Raw genomic sequence first — 21,891 nt, forward strand, 5'->3', positions numbered from 1 at the left:
TATAAATATGAAACCACTTATTCTGGTTACACTTGTTCTTTTAACTTCTTTACCACTTTTTTCCCAACAATTGCCTACGCGAGAGATGGATCGGATTAACTGGATGGATTTTGCGGAGCATGTGCCGGAAAAAATCAACACCGTGCTTTTGCCCACCGGCACTCTGGAACCTCATGGAGTTGTAAATAACGGTGCAGATAACACTGCCCCAACAGCCATGGCGAAGGAAATTGCAGGAGATATTAATGCACTCATTGCCCCTACGCTCAATTATGGAATGACAGGAAGTATGGCAGCATTTCCTGGAGCTTTTCAAATCAGCGAAGAATCCTATCGTCCATTTATAAGGGAGATTTTAAAAGGCCTTGCGAAAAATGGATTTAAGAATATCATCATTCTCAATGGGCATGGAGGAGGACAAACTGCCGTGCTCCAACAAGTGGCAGCTGAAGTCTCATCTGAACTTGGTGTGAGGACACTAGTCATAAACTGGTGGTCATTTGCCTCTGATGTGACATTTGAAGTTTTTGGCGAAAACGGAGGACATGCCGGACTCAATGAGACCGCTTACATCCAAGCAATTGACTCTACTCTGGTACAGAGAAAAAGGTACAGTGCAGATATGGCCACAGCCTATCCAGCGAATGGCACTTGGTCAGCATTTCCTTTCCCTTCTTCCATAGGTTTATACGAAGAGGGTCAGGGTTATCCAAATTTTGATCAAACACAGGCTGATGAGTATTTCAAAAAAGTAAACACCAAGGTTTCCGACTTTATTCAGGAGATCATTAAAAAATGGGATATGGCAGTTCTATAAATCTGCGCTATTCTGAATTCATCATTAAATATTCGAAATTTCATAATTATAAAACGCATTGTGATTTAGAAATAGATAGAATTTAAACCATCCGCATATGAAAGTCCTTTTGCTGATTTTAATATTGGTGTCATTACTACTTTTAGGTTGTAGCGATAATTCAGCAAATCAACCAGTTTCTCTTTTTGATGGAAAAACCCTAACTAGATGGGAAGGCGATCTAGAAAATACCTGGCGAGTAGAAGATGGAATGATCGTAGGTGGCTCATTAACCGAAACCGTTCCAAACAATGAATTTTTGGTAACCGATCGAAGCTATCAGAATTTCATTTTGACCTTAAAAATCAAACTCATCGGAGACGATGGTTTTGTTAATTCAGGAGTCCAATTTCACAGCAAAAGTCTTTCTGATCCAACTTATGAAATGGAAGGTTATCAGGCTGACTGGGGCCAAGGATATTGGGCAAGTCTGTACGATGAATCGAGAAGAAACCTTACGCTAATCGCTCCCGATTCTACACAGGTGATGGAATGGATTCATGTCAATGAATGGAACGATTATAAAATCCATATCGAGAATGGTCGAATCCAACTTTTTATCAATGGACATAAAACTGTGGATTATACAGAAAAAGACAGTTCAATTCCACAATCCGGCTTGATTGGTTTGCAAATTCATGGAGGTGGAAAAGCCCAAATATATTTTAAGGATATTTTTATTGAAGAACTCCCTCAAAAAGAATAGATTATAGATTGATTTTAGAATTCAATCGATTATCAATAACCCAAACCACATGACCAAAAGCTGGATACTATCAGTATTGTGCATGCTTTTCTGTGCACTTTCCTATTCCGCCACCGCCAAGGCTACATTCACAAAGGATCAGGCAGAGGAAATTGAATTTAAATTACAAGCAACAATCCTCGGATATTTTGCTCCAGATGGAACCAGAAACCCAACCCTAAAAGCAAAAAAAGGTGATCGTGTAACCATTACTATAACGAACGGTGAAATCATGACACACGATGTCGCCATGGAAAAGCTAGGCATCAAGAGCGAAACTATTCTTGACGAAGGCTCTTCAACTAGCATCACCTTCGTCGCTACCAGTGATGACACCTATTATTGCTCGATTCCCGGACATAGAGCAGCGGGAATGGTTGGGAAATTTGAACTCATCAAGGAAGACGAACCTGTAGTCAAAATAAAAGGAACTATCCCCCATAATGGTGGAAAACCACTTAATCTAGGTTTCGAAAGCGGCACTCTTCAGGATTGGAAAGCGACTGGTGATGCTTTTATAAACCCAATATTTAATACTGATCCCTCTCCTGTTCATGGGGAGGAGGATAATATAAATTTTGAAGGAAAAAACTTCCTGAGTAGCGGAGGCACAAAGAATTACAAACAGACAGGAACCCTCACTTCCGTATCATTCCCGGTAACTCAGCCATTTGCAAGCTTTTTGGTTTCCGGAGGCGCATTGGCAGATACCCGGGTGGAATTGGTATTAGCAGAATCCGATGAAGTTATTTATAGATCTACTGGTCAAGGTCGTGCTACACTTCAGCCAGTGGTAGTCGATTTAACTAACTATTTGGAGCAACCTATTTTTATCCGAATCATTGACAATGAAACCGGTATCTCTGAAATTCCTTACGTAGGACATGACACCTGGGCTCATATCAACTTTGATGACTTCAGGTTCTATCCGACTCGACCATCCTTCTCTAATGAATTAAAGCCTGAAGACATTATCATTTTACCTCCATTGGATCCAGTGCTAAATTCTGGTCTTTCAGGGATGGAAGCGGCAAAAGCCATGACTCCACCAGAAGGTTTTGAGATAACTCTTGCCGCATCAGAGCCGGATATCATCAGACCTATAAGTTTCACCTTAGATTATAGAGGAAGACTCTGGGTGGTGGAAGGTCATACCTACCCTACTCCCGCTCCTGAAGGTGAGGGAAAGGATCGCATATTGATTTTCGAAGACACAGATGGAGATGGCACATTGGACTCCCGAAAGGTTTTTGCCGAAGGCCTAAATCTAGTTAGCGGAATAGAAGTTGGAATGGGCGGTGTATGGCTAGGAGCAGCACCTTACCTCCTATTTATTCCCACGGATTTTGAAACAGACAAACCTACTAGTGATCCTGTGAAACTTCTGGATGGCTGGGGAACGGATGATACACATGAAGTATTGAACAATTTGCGATGGGGACCGGATGGTTGGCTATACGGAACTCATGGAGTTTTTACCCATTCCAATGTCGGCAAACCCGGCGCTCCCGATTCGCAAAGGACCAAAATAAACGCGGGAGTTTGGCGCTATCACCCTACACGTCATGAGTTCGAGGTTTTTGCCGAAGGAAGCAGCAATCCTTGGGGAATTGATTTCAACAGCTATGGTCATCCTTTCATCACCGTTTGTGTGATTCCGCACATGTATCATGTCATACAAGGTGCCAGATATCAAAGGCAAGCTGGGCAACATTTTAACCCATATACCTATGATGATATCAAAACCATTGCGGATCATGTGCATTGGGTGGGTGATCGTGGACCACATGCAGGCAATTTTCGATCAGCGTCTGCAGGTGGTGGACATGCGCATGCTGGTGCAATGATCTATTTGGGTGGTGATACCTGGCCCGAGAAATACCGCAATAACATTTTCATGAATAACATCAATGGTTCAAGACTAAACATAGATCAATTAAACCGGAAAGGCTCAGGTTACGTGGCCACTCACCAAAATGATTTCATGGCAATGAATGATTCTTGGTCTCAGTGGCTCAATTTTAAATATGGCCCCGGCGGCTCTGTATTTGCAATTGATTGGTACGATCAAAACCAATGTCACAGCCCCAATCCTGATGTTCATGACAAGTCTTTGGGAAGAATTTTTAAAATTTCACATAAGGATGATGTTTGGGAAAAAGTAGACTTATCCAAATCTAGCAGTACAGAACTTGCCAACTATCAAACTCACAAAAATGAATGGTATGCGAGACAAGCCAGGACGATTTTACAGGAGCTAGGGGCAACTCCAGAAGCTAAAAAGGTGCTCAAGGAAATTTTAACTAGTGACCCTGAGACCACAAACAGACTTAGAGCACTTTGGACACTTCATGTTACTCATTCACTTTCTGAAAGTGACTTAACCAAGCTAATGTCTGATGCCGATGAATACATTCGAAGCTGGGCTATTCAACTTGAAGTCGAAGATCAAAAAGTCTCGGATGAAACTCTGTCAATTTTCTACAGCATGGCAAAAAATGATACCTCTGCTTTGGTAAGACTTTATCTGACTTCAGCAATGCTGCGATTGGAACCGGAAAAGCGGTGGGAAGTGATGACTAATTTATTACAAAGATCAGAGGACTTAGATGATCATAATATGCCATTGATGCTTTGGTACGCGATGGAGCCACTAGTTGGTCTGAATGCTGATCGTGCTCTGAGTTTATCTGAAAAAGCCAGCAATCCTCTGATCCTACAGTATACAGTACAGAAACTTGGCGAACTCAAAAATCCAACTTCTGCCGCAGCGCTCCTGAAACTCAAGAAATATCTCGAAGAAATCAGTGGGCACGGTAGTCATGAATTAAAAATGAAGTTGGAGAATATTCTTCTTGAACATTAATACCATCTCTTATAAATCTAAAATTATGAAGTGTGAAATTTTTAACTATCCAGGCATAGCAATCACTTGCCTTTTTTCTTTTTCCCTTTTTTCAAATCCAGTGGAAAGCCAAGCTCAGCAAAAATCTGATTTTAAAAAAACAGTAATAACACGGGATTTTCTTTCAGAAGGAGTCGCTGCAGCAGACCTTAACAAGGATGGGAAGATGGATATTGTGGCAGGATATTATTGGTTTGAAGCACCTAATTGGGTAAGGCATGAGATATCTCCATCTCAGGTTTTTGATCCAAGGAAAGAATACAGCAATTCCTTTCTAAATCTGGGAATGGATGTCAATTTGGACGGTTGGGATGACGTGGTAATTATAGATTATCCTGGCACTCCGGGCTACTGGTTTGAGAACCCAAAAACAGAGAGCGGCGACTGGCAAAAGCATATTATTGCAGACTCTGTGGGAATATCAAATGAATCGCCGGGATTCATTGATATTGATGGAGATGGAAGATTGGACATCCTTTGTGGTGATCCCGAAAAGAAACAAATCATATGGCTTCAGGCTCCCACAAAGCCAGGGGAAACAAAATGGAATCGATTTGCACTTTCAGAAGAAAATGTACCTGGAACAGACCGATATTCCCACGGTCTTGGATTTGGCGATATCAATGGCGACAATATTAAGGACGTTGTAATATCAGAAGGTTGGTTCGAAGGGAAAACAGATCTGAAATCAGGTGACTGGATCTTTCATCCAATAAAGATCAGTGAAGCTGCCTCCCATATGCAGGTCTTGGATATTAACGGTGATTCGAAGAATGATATCCTTAGCTCGTCTGCGCATGCTCTTGGCATATGGTGGCAGGAAAGTGTGATGGATCAAACATTTGCTACACATCTCATAAGCGACATTACGGCCCAGACCCACGCTACTTTAATGGCAGACCTAGATAATGATGGTAAGCAAGAATGGATTACGGGCAAACGCTATTTGGCTCATAATGGAAATGATGCCGGTGATGCGGATACTCCATATTTGCTGTATTACAAAATAACACCGGGAACCGAACCCTATTTTCACGAACACATTATCGATAACGACTCGGGTGCTGGCTTAAATATAACAGTGGAAGATATGAATAAGGACGGTAAGCCTGATATTCTGATCGCAAACAAGAACGGTATTTTTCTCTTCGAAAATCAAATGAAGTAGAGTCTACTTCTTTTTTTAAAAACACATAAAACCCATAAATGGCTAATATGAATTCGACATTCAACCCAAAACTTTTTATCAAAATCTGGATCGCTTTTTACATTGTAATCTATTCTTTTCCCTATCCTTTTTCTCATATTCCGCTGCTCAGTGATTTGCTTTTGAAATATATCGTAGCAATAAGAGATGAATTCACTTTTCTAATTGCAAGATCAGTTTTAGGCCATTCAGATTTTATAAAGCCACAGAATAACGGCAGTGGCGATACTACTTTTGACTATGTCGAGCTGATCAGCTTTCCCATTATCGCGTTAATTCTAGCTGTATTTGTTTTAGTTCTTTTCAGGAAAAAACCTTGGATCACTAAACTCTTTTCTTGGTCTCTGATTTATGCCCGATATCACGTAGGATTGATTCTGATTTCTTATGGTGTGGCAAAATTTATGGCTGGGCAGTTTCCTGGACCAAGCATCTACACCCTTGAGCAGACCTTTGGGGAATCTTCCCCTATGGGTCTAGCCTGGAGATTTTTTGGCTACTCTGACACCTACAAAATATTTATGGGACTATCAGAAATTTCCGCAGGTATATTATTGCTTTTCCGAAGAACTGCCGTGCTTGGCGCATTACTGGCAATCGCCGTCACTACAAATATTGTATTGGTGAATTTCAGTTTTGATGTACCTGTGAAAATCATGTCATCTCACCTCCTATTATTTTCCATTTTGATTCTTTCCCCATCAATCAAGGTCTTATTGGATTTTTTCATCCTCCAAAAACCTGCAAAACTTCAAACGCCGGGGACCTACTGGAAAACAAAAACACAGCATAGACTCTGGCTCGGGGGAAAATTACTATTTGCTGTTTTGATTCCCCTTATGATGATAGTGGGACATTTTACGGCTCAGACCTTGATGAAAAGAAGTTCAAATCAATGGGAAGGAGCTTATTCTTTTTCTCACAACAACTTACCTGACAGCGCAGGAGTGTATTGGACGAATGTCATCATCGATCAAAAGAGTTTAAGTGTAAAAACCTCAGGCAAAAACTCTCACTACTACACCATAGAAGATTTTAATGAGGACGGCGAGATACATTTTGTACGAACGGGAAAACAGGAAGATCCTTACCTCTTAAAGATCATTGAAAATCATGACGGTCAATATCAATTCCTAGTAACGCTTGGTAATAAAGAAATGGATATCAACACCAACAGGAAGATGAAATCAGATTACTTTCTGATGCAGCGTGGATTCAATTGGGTAAATGAATATCCTTTAAACCGCTAAGCCCCTATTATAAGCCAAAATTCACTAGAACTGAGCTTCTGTTGATTATAGGGGGCCATATCTCAGGGAACCTGATATATTTGGAAGCGCAAAATGCAATCTCCAATATAATAACCCTCTAATTATATTTTTAACATGTCTAAAATTTACCTGCCAATACTTGCTTTAGTTGGTGCGGCAATGGCATATGGATGTTCCAGTCCAGATTCCAGAAAAGCTGATATTGAAGAACTTAAAAATTATTACCCACAATACCCTTTGGATACAGCCAAACACGGTGCAGACAGTACTGAGCTGATCATGACTAATTTTGCTGGTCCCGACATCGTACCCTCACCAGCTGCATTGGCAGTTTCTCCTAACGGAGATGTATTCGTGGGAGTAGATATGATGGGTTCCCTAGGAAAGGAAGCAGGTAAAGGTGCCATCGTCAAATTGGTCGATAGCAATAATGACGGTGAACTGGATTCCCATACTGAGTTTGTCAAGGTGGATAATCCGCGTGGCATCATCGCTGTGAGAGATCAGGTGTTTGTACTCCATACACAGTTCTCTGAAGAAACAGGTGTGGCAGAAGGAATGAATTTAGTTGTCTATGAAGATAAGGACGACGATGGCGTGGCTGACGGCCCTGCCAAAATGTTGATTGAAGGAATCTCCTCTCCTGAATCAATCCGCTCACGCGGCACCGATCACTCTACAAATGGCATCCGTATGGGGATCGATGGATGGATCTATATCGCTGTGGGTGACTTCGGCTTCCCCGATGCTGTCGATAGAGATGGAACACATATGACTATGCTTGGTGGCGGAATTGTACGTGTGCGTCCGGATGGTACCGAAATGGAAGAATACATCCATGGCACTAGAAACATTTACGATGTGGCTATTGATCCATTTATGAATATCTATACCCGTGGCAACACGAATGATGGCGGTGGCTGGAACATTCGTTTCATCCACTATACACAATCAGGTGAATATGGGTATCCTAACTTTTTCAAAAATTTCACGGAAGAAATCATTCCAGCTCTTGTAGATGTAGGAGGAGGATCAGGTACAGGTAGTTACTTCATGGATGATGATCGCTGGCCAGCAAAATACAATCACGTACCGATGATGGCGGATTGGGGCAGAAGTCAATTGTATATCCATCGTGTGACAATGGACGGACCAGGATTTAAGCAACAGGATGAAGAGTTTATTAAGCTTGCCCAGATTACTGATATCGATGTAGATGCATCTGGGCGTATGTTTCTTGCGGCTTGGGATGGCGCTGGATATTTTGGCAGTGAGGAAAAAGGATATGTAGTGCGTGTGGTGCCGAAAGACTGGACTTTTGAAGCATTTCCTGATTTGAATACCGCTACTCTGGAAGAATTGACGGCATTGCTTAAGGCCAGTAATTCAGTTTCCCGTTTTCATGCACAACGCGAACTACTAGCCCGCTTCCCGAATGAAGCTGGAGCAGCTGCACTTTCTATTGCAAATGACAAGACTTTACCGCTAGAAGCTAGAGTTGCAGGTATTTACACGTACGCTCAAGCTACCTGTGAAAGTGGCAATGGAGAATTGGTTAAACTAAGTCAGGAGGAAAAAATCAGGGAATTTGCTTTACGTGCCTTAGCTGATCGCAAAACCTGTCTTCAAGGTGTTCCATTGGATCCATTCATCGAGGGAGTAAGTGATCCAAACGACCGGGTAAAGTCTGCAGCTATAGTGGCTTTGGGAAGAATTGGAAATCCGGAAGCTGCTGAGGAATTGTTGAAAGTAAAAGTACCTGATTCGTTCAAGCAACCTGAAAAAGGTTCAGAAGGTCCACATGCTACACCGAATTCAGCTATCATCCTTCCTCACGTAGCAGTGAAATCATTGGTAAAACTTAATGCGGTGGACGCAGCTGTAAATGCCATTGGAACCGAAAATTCCAAAATCGCACTTTGGACTTTACGCTACATGCATGATCCAAAAGCAGTTGATGGCCTTATCAAAGCATATGGCGATACAGATGATAAGGAGTTGAAAGAAGAGATCTTGGGAACTATATCCAGATTGTATAAGAAAGAAGCTCCTTACGACGGTTCTTGGTGGTGGGGAACTCGCCCAGACACCCACGGCCCTTACTACAAAGCAATCACTTGGGAATCATCAGACAAGATCAAAGATTTCTTGGTTGGTGAGCGAAGTGCAGCGGAAAACCCTGCGAAAAGACAGTTCTTCGCCGACCTCAATGAGAGAAACAGAATGGATATTGAGGATTTAGGTGTAGAAGAATCAAACTTGGTGATTCAGGAAACTGAAGTTGATTTGGAAAAAATCAAAAGTAAAAAAGGACAGGTTGGGGCTTCTTCCATAGAAGATGTAATGATCGCGGTGAAAGATATCGAAGGTGATCCTGTAAAAGGGAAAGCTCTATTTACTAGCCAAGGCTGTGTGGCATGCCATAGCATTGAGAAAGGTCAGCCACTTAAAGGTCCGTTTATGGGTCAGATAGGCTCGATCATGAACCGCTCTCAGATCACAGAATCCATACTCAAGCCAAATGCTTCCATTTCCCAAGGTTTTGCGTCGGTATTGATTGACACCAACGATGACAAAAGTTACATGGGCTTCGTAACCGCGGAAACAGCTGATGAAGTAGTAATTCAGGATATCACAGGCACAGCTACCAAACTCGACAAGAGCACAATTAAAACCCGAAAGGTGATGGAAACTTCCATGATGCCACCCGGTTTAGCTAACGCACTTTCTTACGAGGAATTAGCTTCATTGGTGACTTATTTGCAACAGCAGAAATAAGTATTTGCTTGTCAATATGATTATCAAAGCACCTTGGGATTTAAGTATCTCAAGGTGTTTTTTAATATAAGATTTCCGTTAGGGTAGAATTACATGCTTTAGTAAAAAATTGCCGTGGCATGTACACACATACCACGGCAATCAATAAAACGTGAGCAAGTCTACTTTTTCACTAGCAACATACTTCCTGACACCTCCACTACTTCGGCGATTTTAGAGAATACAATTGTAGGAATATCAATTTTGTAATCTTCCAGTTTCACAGGAAACTTGAAATCAAGCTTCAGCTGCTTTCCATCGGACACGATCGTGCCGGGAATTTGAATCTGATGGGTAACGCCATGAATGGACAAAGTGCCATCTGCAGTTACCTTAAATGTACCTGCTTGAGTCAGATCAACTTTCTCTTTGATCTTTCCTTTAAAAACACTGGTAGGATACTTTTCACTCTCCAGATAGTTTTCATTGAAATGCTCCTGCATTAATTTATTTGGAAACTCAAAGTCTGTGATCTTCATCTGAACTGCCATTTCATTTGTCTCAGTATTGAAAATTGCTGCTGATTTTGCATTATCAGCCTGTATATCCTCTAGCGGTGCATCTGAATAAAATGATACTTTTCCTGTGGTCGTAGAAAATAAGTTCTGCGCAAATAGACCTTGGCCAAAACAGGATAGTAGGAATAGTAATGATAATTTTTTCATGAGATATTATTTTGAATTCCTTTTGTTGTCCCGTCCTAAACTGAATGTTCTGGCGATGTTAAATCCGTAAAAAATATCTGCATTTTCCCAAGTCCCGGTATTCAATGCGATGAAATGACGCTCAACCATACCTCTTGCATTGGTAAAATGTAATTGGAAAACGTGCCCTCCTGTATCTATATCCACTCCCAGAGAAAGTGAATTATGATATGGATATGGTGTCCCTGTCTCCAATTGATAGACATCTCTATCCAGGAAATTATAATAGTATTCAGCAGATAAGGTCACTCTATTACTTACTTTATACCTTCCACCCATACCCAGTGAAAAAAGGTTATTGGCCATATATGGATTTTCCACTTTATTGATGTGGATGAACGTCGGAACCAATTGCATAGAGATTTTCTCGCTGAATTTCCTACCTATTAATAATTGGCTGGTGTAGGTAAGCCTTTCTGCGTTGGAATAAAATTTCATCTGGCTTTCCGAGTTCATGACATAGCCAGTAGCCATGGTATTTACAGCCATACTTCCGTAAGCTGAAAGAGTGAAAGGAAAATCGTTGGACTGTCTTAGGACCTTGTATTTTGTATAGAAGTCATAAGTTTTCTCCTCTGAGCTCCTACCCACTCCTACCAGTAATCTATCGGTGATTCCATACTCTAATCCCAATCGAATTCTAGCTTCATCCAATCCAAAGAAATTGGAAATAAAACCAGAGTTCACAGATCCAAAGCGATGGGAAATCCAAAAGTTCAAATGGTTTTTGGAAATTGTCTCCATCGTTTGCCCATTGATCAGGCGGGTTGCCTTGAAGGTTGCTTGGGTGTAAATCGTTTCCTCTGGCAGCTCCTGATTTAGCATCTTCAGCAAATCATCCTGTGCATAAGAAGCATGAGTCCACAAAAGCAGAATGAACAAGGTTGCTTTTTTCATTAGTCCGTTCATGTCAGTTTCTTAAAGAATTAAGCAAAAACATGAAGGGAAGTTCCAGAAAATTCCGTGTTAAAAGATTTGATCCCTTTTTTACCCTCAGAATTAAGTCCTTTGCCATCAAGCGTGTATCTAGCTCCATGTTCCGTACAGTAGAATTCATCATCTCTAAACACAACTTTGGACTTGTTTTCGTGTGAACATACTTGTGTCACAGCTGCAAAAGCATCTGCAGACACTCTGGCAATTACAATTTTGTTCACAATTAAATAGCCTCCGGCACTGAGTAAATTCGCATTGGCGGGGTCATTTAGATCTAGGGTGAAATCTATGCCTGCAGGACCATCCGCAGGATCTCCGGCTTCATTGATACAGGAGGAAATTGCCGAAGCTCCGCAGTAAATTGCTAAAAGCGATGCGCCTTTAAATCCCATGGATTTAAGAAATTCCATTCTTGATATTTTCTCAGACATACGTTTTATTAGGTTAGTTTAATATTAAGGTGATTATTACAATGATTACGTACTTACTAGGAAAGGCAGATGTTAATAGGTTCGCATCTTATCCGAGATTTACTCCGAATAGATAACCAATCAATGCAGTGATGCCCATCGCCACAGTTCCCCAGAAAGTAATTCTAAGGACAGGCCTGAGTACTGGCGAACCGCCAGTTCTAGCGGAGACGGCTCCCAGAATTGCTAAAAACAATATTGCAGAACAGTAGAGATAGATTTCCATTTGTTCAATAGGCATGAATAAAGCCACTAACAGCGGAAGCATTCCTCCTACTGTGAATGATGCTCCAGAGGCTATCGCAGCTTGAATCGGGTGAGCTTGAGACACTTCATTAAGGCCTAACTCATCTCTAATATGTGCTGCCAAAGCATCATTTTCGGTGAGTTCTAATGCTACAAGCTTTGCTGTTTCTTTACTCAGCCCACGCTCTTCATAGATGGATGCCAGTCTCAGAAGTTCAATTTCAGGCATCTCTTTCAGTTCCTCTTTTTCTCGCTCTATATCGGCTTTTTCTACATCAGTTTGAGAACTTACACTTACATATTCTCCAGCTGCCATTGACAATGCTCCCGCCACAAGTCCTGCTATAGTGGCCAGAATGATAGGATCTCTGAGGTCTGATGCGGCAGCCACTCCGATAGCCAAACTTGAGGTCGATAAAATCCCATCATTCGCTCCTAATACTGCAGCTCTCAGCCAATTGCTTCGCTGTACATAATGCACTGCCAGATAATCATCAAACTTGTCAGTTCCCATATCTTTAATCTATTGATTTTGGAAGTTCATTTTACCCACTAAATAGCTTTTAAAAACGTACTAATTATTTATGAACCAATCTCTAAGCTAATTTTTAAGTTTAATTCAATATCCTTTTTGGCATTGGGTAATTCTCCATCCATCTACAGTTTGCAATTCTATCCATTTACCACTCCCTTTTAGATCTGGAAGTTCATTTTTTCCCTTTGAAATCCAAATAGACCTATCTGCAGCTTTCTGAAATATCCACGTAGAATCTAATTGCAGATTGATCAAATTAGATTTCCATTCCTCATTTTGCTGAAACTGCGTCTCCCTATTTAAACTCTCATCGCCATCATATACAGAGATTACTTTCATATTAGAATTGAATAGCACTGAGGGCAATCTCTTATTGTAGATGAATACTTCTTTGGTTGATGGTATATTTTCCGAAATCCATTCCGTCACACGATGGGTATCATTTGTCAAACCCGGATTTTGACTCATGAAATAAGTGGACATTCCTGTCAAGCCCATGGTGAATATAAAAGCAGAAATCACTGTTCGATCTACTCTAAAAATATCAACCTTTTGCATGGCAGAAAGCAAGGAAGCTGTTATAAACCAAATGAAGTAGAACTTGAAATTCAATGTGATCTTCGAATCGATCAATGGCAAAGCAACCAAGGCAAGCATCACCAATACATGAAAACCTAGCTGCAACCTTTCCCATATTTTTTGCTTGGAGTCAACAAGTCTTTCCCAATAATAAATCGATCCTATTGCCAAGCCTGAGTAGAGCGGTAAAATATAAAGTACCAGTTTGGATTGGCTGAGGGAGAAAAAAATCAAGGGTAAAAGCACCCACATTACTAGAAGAGCTCCTTTATTGCCAATGTCGGCTCTTTTTAACGGTATCTTTTGTAGCAATATAATGACCCAAGGAAAAGCTGTTACCAGCAAAACAACTGCATAAAACCAAATGGGTTGACCGCGATGAAAGGTATCTGTCGCAAAGCGATCTATGGTGTGTTTGAAAAGAAAGTAATTCAGGAAGCGATCATCTTCTGCCTGTAAAAAGACAAACCAACTCAGTCCAATTCCAAACATCAATGCTATTCCGGCCAAGTGAATCTTCAGTGAGCCCATCTTTTGCTTCATTGCAAGCCTTTGATAAATCCATATTAAAACAGGCACTATCAACACTACAGGACCTTTGGTCAAAAAACCAATTCCCAGAAAAACATAGCAAATAAGTAGATTTAATGGCCTTTTATCTTCCAAAAAATTAAACCAGAAATACAATGCAGCCAAAACGAAAAGTGCCAAAAACGTATCTGTAGTCAACGCCCTACTTCCAATAATTAAGGAGGGAAATGACGCATAGAGCATGGCTGAAAGAAAGGCAGGGTTGGATCGCTTAAAGAAAATCAAAGCTATCTTATATACAAGCCAGATCTGGAGAAGTACAGAAATCTGAAGTAAGAACCTCGCAGAAAAGGGAGAAATCCCCATAACTTTATAGCTCAAAGCTGTCAGCCAATACGTCATAGGTGGCTTGTGATAATGGTAAATACCCATCAATTGAGGATGCAACCAATCTCCGGTTTGCACCATTTCTTTGGCTATCTCAGCATAGCGTGCTTCGCTGGATTCAGTGACAGACCAAGCCCCCAAATTGAAAAATAATGCCATTGCCACGAAAGCCAACAACAAGATCATTCTTATGCTTTTAATTCGATCTAAGAAACTGAGCTTTGCTTCATTGACAGCTCCGTCCTGAATCATGATATTTCTCACATAAACCAAAATCCCGAAAGCCTGACCTATAAACAATACGGAGTCTCTCCGCAGAATAGCATAAGAAGCTATCAATACAGCTCCTACCAAACTGATGTACCAAAAGCTCAACGGGAACTGGGATTCTTTACTTCGCTCGGATTCATACCATTGCACTACAAACCGAGTAGTAAAAATAACCTGACCAAGTGTACCCCAAGTAAGCAGCATGCCACTGATTTCGGGATTATGTACCAAGCTACGGAAGTCGTAATGCGCATGGAAAACCAAGTATCCTAGAAATAGAATTGGCAAGAAAAGAAAACCCAATCGAATCCACCTTGGAAAAAGTTGCCAGGCATTCTGAATTTTCAGATTACGGATGTAAATGAAATAACCCACCAGTTGTCCACCGACGATCACCATATCCTGACGAAATGTTCCGTAAACCAGTAAAAGAAAGGAGGCAATTAAGCTGAGTTGCCAGAAAATAACCGGAGAAAGCACTTTTCCTGCTTTCTCGGACTTAATCAATTGGATAAGAAATCGGGCGGAGAAGAGCCCTTGAGCGAGAAACCCAATTCCAAGAAGCAACGCACTATTCATGGATTACAGCATTATGTCTTTCGATGGAATTCTCCGAAATTCTATAAGCTGCCTGCCGCTTCATCATCCATCTTAGCGCCAAGGTGTCTTGAAGTGGTGATAACAGCCGATTCCACACATTGAACTTGGATTTTCCCGTGATCCTTGGAAAGTGTTTCACAGGTATTTCTATCACTTTTTTACCTTGAATCAATGCCAGCGCAGGAAAGAATCTATGCATACCATTGAAAAAAGACATTTCCATAGCCACCGATCTCCGCATGATTTTCAACGGACATCCTGAGTCATTGACGCCGTCATGAAGCATGGAGTCCCGAAACCAGTTAGCAAAAGTAGATGACATTTTTTTTACAGTACTATCCTTACGTCCCTCTCTCCTACCTGTCACCAGATCGTAGCTAGGAATCATTTCTTCCAGCTTGAGAAAATCGATAGGATCTGTCTGCAAGTCACCATCAATATAACCTACCCATTGAGTAGTAGATCTTTCGAATCCTGCCCGAATTGCAGCGCTCAGACCTGCGTTTTTATCAAAGGAGAGATAGCCAACATGCTCATGAAGTTCTGCTAGTTTCTTTATTTCAATCAAGCTATTATCCGTAGAGCCATCGTTGACCAAGAGTAAGTTCACGTCAAATTTGGAAGAGTTCATATACTCCTCAAATGCAGGCAAAAGCCTAGCAATCCCTTCTTCTTCATTGAAAATAGGGATGACGATGGTGATTCCGTTAGTTATCTTCTCCACTGAAAATCCAGCCAAAACCGTTAAAATTTATAACTGACTTTTCTAGAATTCAAGACACCAATAGATGAAACCGTGAGGGAGTTTTCCATTTGAAATTTGGGTTTGAAAACAAGCATTACCCAAAAGTCGCAGGAGATTTAGAAGACATTTAGAATTTATCGAAGCGTACCGAAAAAATATGGAAGTGATCCAAAAAATCGTATCTGATTTCCCATCGATTTTGCTTGCAAATCTCCTTCACGATGGCCAAACCCAAGCCACTGTTGGTAGTCTCTGTCGTGGAAATAGAAAATCGTTTGAATAGTAGATCCCGATTCAAAGCCTCTTTACCAGAGTTTCTGAATGAAAATCCGCTTTCATCCCATTCAATACTAACTTTACCATTTTCGGAAGTGTGTCTAATCGCATTGGAAAGTAAATTATTCACCAGTGTTTCTGCGAGAAATTTACTACACTGAAAAATGCATTCACCTCTTGCATTTTTCTGCAAATGCAGTTTTTTTTCTGCTATGTAGTCCTGAAGCAGCTCTTGGCTTTTCTCCACTTTCTCCTCAAAATCTATTTCTGAGACATCCGAGAAATTACTTGTATCTATTCTTGCCAGCAAAAGTAAATTCTTATTGACCCGAGTAAGTCTGGCTAGTGGAATCTGAATGGCATTGACCAATTCCGATTGATCTACACTCAGTCTTTCATTCTGAAAAAGCATTTCCAATTTCGACTTCAGCAGAGCAATGGGAGTTTGCAATTCATGGGAAGAATTAGCAACAAAAGCCTTTTGCTGATTATAAACGCTTACATTTTCAGAAATTAGCTTTGCAATAGTCCGGTTAAGTGACTCAAATTCTTCAATGTCTGTAGGCTCAAAAGTCACCTCTTTACCTGTACTCAAGTCAAAAGATTTCAGCGTAGCCAGGGTATTCTCAAATGGCTTCCATACGCTTTGCGAAATCTTTCTATTGAGTCGAATAAAGCCAAAAACAAGAATTCCGTAAAGCAAAACCGTCACCAGACCGATGGCAAAAATAGTTTCATATGCTTCCTCTACATTGGTTTCGATGTTAAGTAAATACGGTTTCTTATCAATATAAATCACCGTTTGCAAACCTCGAAAACGGTCCCACTCAGACTCATATTCATTGTATTTCGTCACTTCATATATACTATCCCTACTCACACCGATTTCGGTAATTGGTGTAATAGACGAGCTTGGTTGCAAGGTATTCCAAGTATGGAGAATCGTCTCCAAATCATGTCCCGACACATGAGCTTGCTCGAATCGGTTCTCGATCCGCTCCATGATAATCTCATGATTGTCATCTATCTCAGTCACCCATATCCAGTCCACCACCAAAAAATAGATCGGAATGCTAACTAGCAAAATAACCAATGCATAGATGGTAAAGGCTTTGAAGGGTTTATCGAGCAGCTTGATCATATTGCCCATTTGTATCCAGTGCCATACATCGTTTTCAAATAATTTCCATAACCTCCTTCATTAAGCTTTTTCTTTAGGTTTTTGACATGTGCATAGACGAAATCATGGCTATCAAACATATCCGCTAAATCTCCGGAGAGATGCTCGGCCAAAGCACTCTTTGATAAAACCCGATTCTTATTACCTATGAAAAAAAGTAACAAGTCATATTCTTTTTTGGTCAAGGGAATGGAGTTGCCTTCTATTTGAACCGTTTTGGAGAGCAGATCAATTTTCAATTCATTCTGGATTATCAGGTTTGAAGGATCAAATTGCTTTCTGCGAATTACCGAATGAACCCTCGCAGCCAACTCTGAATGGTGAAATGGCTTTGCCAAGTAATCATCCGCACCAATATTCAATCCTTTGATTTTGTCCTCCAAGGTATTTTTGGCCGAAATAATAATCACCCCATCCTGTTTATTCTGGCTTCTTAGATGTTCCAGTATATCAAATCCATCTCCTCCTGGAAGCATCAGATCAAGTAAAATACAATCATATTGATAAAGACTCACCTTTTCTTTGGCCGTAGCAAAATCGCTGGCGGTCTCACATCGATATTCTTCCTCAGACAGATATTTCACTATATCACTCGCCAGCTCCTTTTCGTCTTCTATTACCAGGATTTTCATCTCTATATATTATTGTTGATTTGATGAAATATTCCTTTGCTCCTTTGAGGTATATTTCAATCGGCTTTTTTCATCCTCTAATTTCTAAATTCAAATAACAAAAGGAATTTAGAAGAAATTTCGAATACTGAGTTCAATCATTTTCCAGCATTAAGTTATTATGAATTATTTCAAACGGGATAGTTCATTAGTCCTCATTATTTACTTTTGGAGAGTAAGTAAATTTAAAACCCATAGCTATGCGATTCGCTTTTTTCACACTTCTCAGTTTTCTAGTGGCCAGTACTGCTTCATTTGCCCAGAAGTCTTTTCACAAAAACAAAGTGATCGCACATCGGGGGGCATGGAAAGCACAGGGCAATCCACAGAATTCAATTGCTTCCCTGAAAGAAGCTGTAAAACTTGGTTGCGAAGGTTCTGAGTTTGATGTGTGGATGACTTCAGATGGAGTTTTGGTAGTTAATCACGACGCGGATTTTGAAGGAATGGAAATCGAAACATCCACTTATGAGCAACTCCTGAATAAGAAACATGAAAATGGCGAGAAGCTCTCTACGGTAGAGGAATACCTGAAAGCTGGTAAAAAGCAAAAGGGAACAAAGCTAATTTTCGAAATAAAACCTTCAAAAATATCAATAGCGCGAAGCAAGGAAGTAGCAGAAAAGTCCGTACTAGCAGTAAAGAAAATGAAAGCGGAAAAATGGGTGGATTACATTACTTTCAGTTATGAGGGTGGCCTAAAAGCTATGGAAATGGACCCTGAAGCCAATGTTGCATATTTGAATGGAGACAAAACTCCGGCAGAACTTAAAGAAGCCGGATTCTTTGGATTTGATTACAATATTAACCTCCTGAAAAAGAATCCTCAATGGATCAAAGAAGCAAAAGATCTTGGGCTGACGGTGAATGCATGGACGGTTAATTCCATTGAAGATTTGAACTGGCTATTGGATCAAGAACCTGATTTTATCACGACCGATGAGCCTGAATTGCTCTTACAACTTATTCAAGAAAGAGAGAATAAATAGTCTGAATATTCTCTTTGTAATCCAGAAGACTTATACAAAACCAATCCGGTTAAGCTTAATATTTGCAATTCCTTAAGCACCAATAATTGCTTTATGGTTGTGAGAAGAAATGTTTCCTATCTTACTTTTCAGAAGAATTTTCGGTTACCACTCAAAGTCTTTAGCCCCTTTTCGCTCTGGTATTGTATTGGCCATTGCGTATTTCTAACCTATTTTAAGGTTGTAAATTATTCATTTGCCTTTTCAATTTTATATCTTAGAATCCAAAGCAATATCCTATGCCTCAATACACCCTATCCATCAACGGTTCCCAAATAGCTGTTGATTCTGAACCAGATACTCCACTTCTATATGTTCTCCGCAATGATTTGGAACTGAATGGACCTAAGTTCGGATGCGGTTTATCCCAGTGCGGTGCATGTATGGTATTGATAGATGGAAAGGCGGAGCCAAGTTGCATCAGGCCAGTATCATCAGTGGATGATTCCGAGATTATTACCTTGGAAGGTTTGGCAGATAAAAATGGGAAGCTTCATATGGTTCAGGAAGCTTTTGTCCAAGAGCAAGCTGCCCAGTGTGGTTACTGCCTGAATGGTATTATCATGGCTTCAGTGGGACTTCTTAATGAAAACCCCAATCCTAATGAAGAAGAAATCAAAGAAGCTCTGGAAAGAAATCTCTGTCGCTGCAGCGCGCATAGCAGAATGATCAAAGCAGTAAAACGCTGCGCAAAAAGTCAATAAGAAATGGTCGAACTTCCTAAAACCTCCAGAAGAAAATTTCTAAAAAACATAGGCTATCTCAGCGTTGGTTTCCCTCTACTCAGTACCGTTTTTCCAGGGCAGGATCCTGTAATCGCCGCTAGGGTAAATTATGATGGTAATCTTCCGGGGAGCCTAAGAAATGCCAATAAGGTAAATGCCTGGCTTCAAGTTTTGCAGGACGGCCGCGTAATGGTTTTTTCCGGAAAAGTGGAACTGGGTCAGGGAATACGTACGGCTATCAGGCAAGTGGCTGCGGAAGAGCTAGACATGGAGCTAAACCAAATTGAAGTTCACTTAGCAGAGACAGAAGTAACTCCTGATGAAGGATATACTGCCGGAAGCAGCTCTATTCCAAATAGCGCCATGTCGGTACGTTATGCTGCTGCCACTGCACGACAAAAATTGTTGGAATTGGCCAGCCCCAAGCTGAAAACAGGAGTTGAGAATCTTATTTTTTACAATGGAACTGTAAAGACCAAAAACGGCACTCAATCACTAAATTTTTCCGAAATACTGGATGGTTTGCAAATAGATATGGAAATAACCAAGCCTGTTCCTGTAAAGTTAAAATCAGGCTATAGGTACGTAGGCAAGCCTATTCCAAGAAACGACATTTCTAAAATGGTTCGTGGTGAAGAAGTTTACATCCAGGATTTGAGATTCCCGGGTATGGTACATGCGCGCGTTGTACGCCCGGAGGGATACGGTTCTACTTTGACAAAAGTAGGTGATAGTGGACTTTCCTCAGAAGTTGCGGGAGCGATAAAAACGGTGGTAAATGGCAGTTTTTTAGGAGTTATTGCCGAAAAAGAATATCAGGCTGTAAAAGCAGAAAGGTATTTGAAAGAGCATTCCGAATGGTCTGCCAGTCCATCATTTCCGGATCAGAAAAATATCTATCTCTATCTGAAATCCATCGCCGAACACCCACAAAATATTAAGAATGAAGGCGATGCAACTACTACTCCTGCCAGTTCAAAAACATTTAAAGCCACTTATACTAAGCCCTACCTAAAACACGGTTCTATTGGTCCGGGTTGCGCGATTTCGATGTACGATGGTGAGATTCTACATATTTGGTCACACAGCCAAGGCATTTATCCCATGAGAAGAGCTATCGCGGGAATGCTTAAAATAGAAGAGAATAAAATCCATGTAATAGCTGTTCCCGGCGCGGGATGTTTTGGGCACAGCACTGCTGATGATGCCGCCGCCGATGCTTCAATTCTAGCATTGGCATATCCAGGCAAGCATATTCGTGTTCAGTGGTCTCGCCAAAACGAACATAGCTGGGATCCCTATGGATCAGCAATGATCATGGAGTTAGAGGCAAGTCTAGATGAAGCTGGCACCATCAAAACCTGGAAATCGGATGTCTGGACAGATTCCCATAGCATGCGACCTGATAGCGACCCAGCGACCCTTCTTAATACGAGATATTTGAATCCTCCGGCTCAGCTAAAAGGACGGGGATATTTAGGAGGAGGACATAGAAATGCAGATCCTTATTACAACATCCCAACGATGCAGGTGAATGCGCATTTCTTTGATGGGCCATTGCGGGTATCGTCTCTAAGGAGTTTGGGTTCATATACCAATGTATTTTCCATAGAGTCATTTATGGATGAACTAGCTGAAAAAGCAGAAATGGATCCATTGGAATTCCGCATGGCACATTTGGATGATGAAAGAGCAATCGCCACAATCAAAAAGATTCAGGAAATGTGCAGCTCAGTGAATTTGAGGGAAGGCGAAGGAATCGGCTATGCTTTCTCGCGTTACAAAAACACGTCGGCATATTCTGCCACCGCAGTCAGGTTAAGTGTAAATAAAACTTCCGGTGAAGTTAAGTTACTTAAAATGTGGGCAGCTGTAGATGTCGGGGAAATCATCAATCTCGATGGAATCATCAACCAAATAGAAGGAGGCATGATTCAGGCTGCCAGCTGGACACTGAAAGAGGAAGTGACTTTTGAAGGAAATAGGATCACAAGTTCAGATTGGATGAAATACCCTATTTTCAGATTTTCTGACATTCCTGAGGTAGAAGTAGCTATGATCGACCGGCCAGAATTAGCTGCTGAAGGAGGAGGAGAAGTATCTATGCCTCCAACTGGAGCCGCGATAGCGAATGCGGTCTATAATGCATGTGGCAAACGTATATACGATCTACCCATAACAGCAGAAAAGATCCTCAATCAATAAAG

The 21,891-nt window shown here is 41.0% G+C and carries 17 protein-coding genes; 9 read left to right on the forward strand and 8 right to left on the reverse strand.

All coding sequences use genetic code 11. The annotated features are described in order from the left end of the window. The first annotated feature begins 7 nt into the window (after positions 1-7). From AACZ73_RS12235 to AACZ73_RS12260, 6 genes are all read left to right on the forward strand, one after another. Positions 8-817, forward strand: a complete 810-nt coding sequence (locus AACZ73_RS12235) for a creatininase family protein (protein WP_339878172.1) — start codon at positions 8-10, stop codon at positions 815-817. Between the two features lie 97 nt (positions 818-914). Next, on the forward strand, positions 915-1,562 hold the full coding sequence (locus AACZ73_RS12240; protein WP_339878174.1) for a DUF1080 domain-containing protein: 648 nt from the start codon (positions 915-917) through the stop codon (positions 1,560-1,562). A 49-nt stretch (positions 1,563-1,611) separates the two neighbouring features. Beyond that, complete coding sequence (locus AACZ73_RS12245; RefSeq protein WP_339878176.1) at positions 1,612-4,467, forward strand: PVC-type heme-binding CxxCH protein; 2,856 nt, start codon at positions 1,612-1,614, stop codon at positions 4,465-4,467. A 25-nt stretch (positions 4,468-4,492) separates the two neighbouring features. Then, positions 4,493-5,674: a VCBS repeat-containing protein gene (locus AACZ73_RS12250; protein WP_339878177.1), complete on the forward strand. Its 1,182-nt coding sequence runs from the start codon at positions 4,493-4,495 to the stop codon at positions 5,672-5,674. A 47-nt stretch (positions 5,675-5,721) separates the two neighbouring features. Beyond that, a complete protein-coding gene (locus AACZ73_RS12255) occupies positions 5,722-6,963 on the forward strand; it encodes a hypothetical protein (protein WP_339878179.1) in 1,242 nt (413 codons plus the stop codon). A 135-nt stretch (positions 6,964-7,098) separates the two neighbouring features. Then, complete coding sequence (locus tag AACZ73_RS12260) at positions 7,099-9,762, forward strand: HEAT repeat domain-containing protein (RefSeq protein WP_339878180.1); 2,664 nt, start codon at positions 7,099-7,101, stop codon at positions 9,760-9,762. A gap of 161 nt (positions 9,763-9,923) precedes the next feature. On the opposite strand, the gene AACZ73_RS12265 is transcribed toward AACZ73_RS12260, so the two are convergent. The 8 genes from AACZ73_RS12265 to AACZ73_RS12300 all read right to left on the reverse strand — a co-directional run bounded on the left by AACZ73_RS12265 (position 9,924) and on the right by AACZ73_RS12300 (position 17,892). Next, positions 9,924-10,466: a YceI family protein gene (locus AACZ73_RS12265; protein WP_339878181.1), complete on the reverse strand. Its 543-nt coding sequence runs from the start codon at positions 10,464-10,466 to the stop codon at positions 9,924-9,926. 6 nt (positions 10,467-10,472) lie between these two features. Continuing rightward, positions 10,473-11,402 (reverse strand): DUF5777 family beta-barrel protein, encoded by a 930-nt coding sequence (locus AACZ73_RS12270; RefSeq protein WP_339878182.1) that lies wholly within the window; start codon positions 11,400-11,402, stop codon positions 10,473-10,475. A 29-nt stretch (positions 11,403-11,431) separates the two neighbouring features. Beyond that, complete coding sequence (locus AACZ73_RS12275; protein WP_339878184.1) at positions 11,432-11,872, reverse strand: Rieske 2Fe-2S domain-containing protein; 441 nt, start codon at positions 11,870-11,872, stop codon at positions 11,432-11,434. A gap of 88 nt (positions 11,873-11,960) precedes the next feature. After that, a complete protein-coding gene (locus AACZ73_RS12280) occupies positions 11,961-12,671 on the reverse strand; it encodes a VIT family protein (protein WP_339878185.1) in 711 nt (236 codons plus the stop codon). A 105-nt stretch (positions 12,672-12,776) separates the two neighbouring features. Then, positions 12,777-15,038, reverse strand: a complete 2,262-nt coding sequence (locus AACZ73_RS12285) for a lipid-A-disaccharide synthase N-terminal domain-containing protein (RefSeq protein ID WP_339878187.1) — start codon at positions 15,036-15,038, stop codon at positions 12,777-12,779. Further along, positions 15,031-15,798, reverse strand: coding sequence for a glycosyltransferase family 2 protein (locus tag AACZ73_RS12290; RefSeq protein ID WP_339878189.1), 768 nt, complete (start codon positions 15,796-15,798; stop codon positions 15,031-15,033). Before AACZ73_RS12290 ends, AACZ73_RS12285 begins: the two co-directional genes overlap by 8 nt. A gap of 133 nt (positions 15,799-15,931) precedes the next feature. Further along, on the reverse strand, positions 15,932-17,221 hold the full coding sequence (locus tag AACZ73_RS12295) for a HAMP domain-containing sensor histidine kinase (protein WP_339878191.1): 1,290 nt from the start codon (positions 17,219-17,221) through the stop codon (positions 15,932-15,934). Further along, a complete protein-coding gene (locus AACZ73_RS12300; protein ID WP_339878192.1) occupies positions 17,218-17,892 on the reverse strand; it encodes a response regulator transcription factor in 675 nt (224 codons plus the stop codon). The genes AACZ73_RS12295 and AACZ73_RS12300 overlap by 4 nt, the downstream gene beginning before the upstream one ends. A gap of 239 nt (positions 17,893-18,131) precedes the next feature. Here AACZ73_RS12300 and AACZ73_RS12305 point away from each other — a divergent pair, with 239 nt between their 5' ends. The 3 genes from AACZ73_RS12305 to AACZ73_RS12315 all read left to right on the forward strand — a co-directional run bounded on the left by AACZ73_RS12305 (position 18,132) and on the right by AACZ73_RS12315 (position 21,889). Then, positions 18,132-18,920 (forward strand): glycerophosphodiester phosphodiesterase family protein, encoded by a 789-nt coding sequence (locus tag AACZ73_RS12305; protein WP_339878194.1) that lies wholly within the window; start codon positions 18,132-18,134, stop codon positions 18,918-18,920. A 278-nt stretch (positions 18,921-19,198) separates the two neighbouring features. Further along, the gene (locus tag AACZ73_RS12310; protein ID WP_339878196.1) at positions 19,199-19,663 is read left to right on the forward strand and encodes a (2Fe-2S)-binding protein; all 465 of its coding nucleotides are present in this window, start codon (positions 19,199-19,201) and stop codon (positions 19,661-19,663) included. Positions 19,664-19,666: 3 nt separating this feature from the next. Then, positions 19,667-21,889: a molybdopterin cofactor-binding domain-containing protein gene (locus AACZ73_RS12315; RefSeq protein WP_339878197.1), complete on the forward strand. Its 2,223-nt coding sequence runs from the start codon at positions 19,667-19,669 to the stop codon at positions 21,887-21,889. The last annotated feature ends 2 nt before the right edge of the window (positions 21,890-21,891 follow it).

Source organism: uncultured Algoriphagus sp., assembly GCF_963974835.1.
In the GTDB taxonomy this organism is placed as follows: domain Bacteria; phylum Bacteroidota; class Bacteroidia; order Cytophagales; family Cyclobacteriaceae; genus Algoriphagus.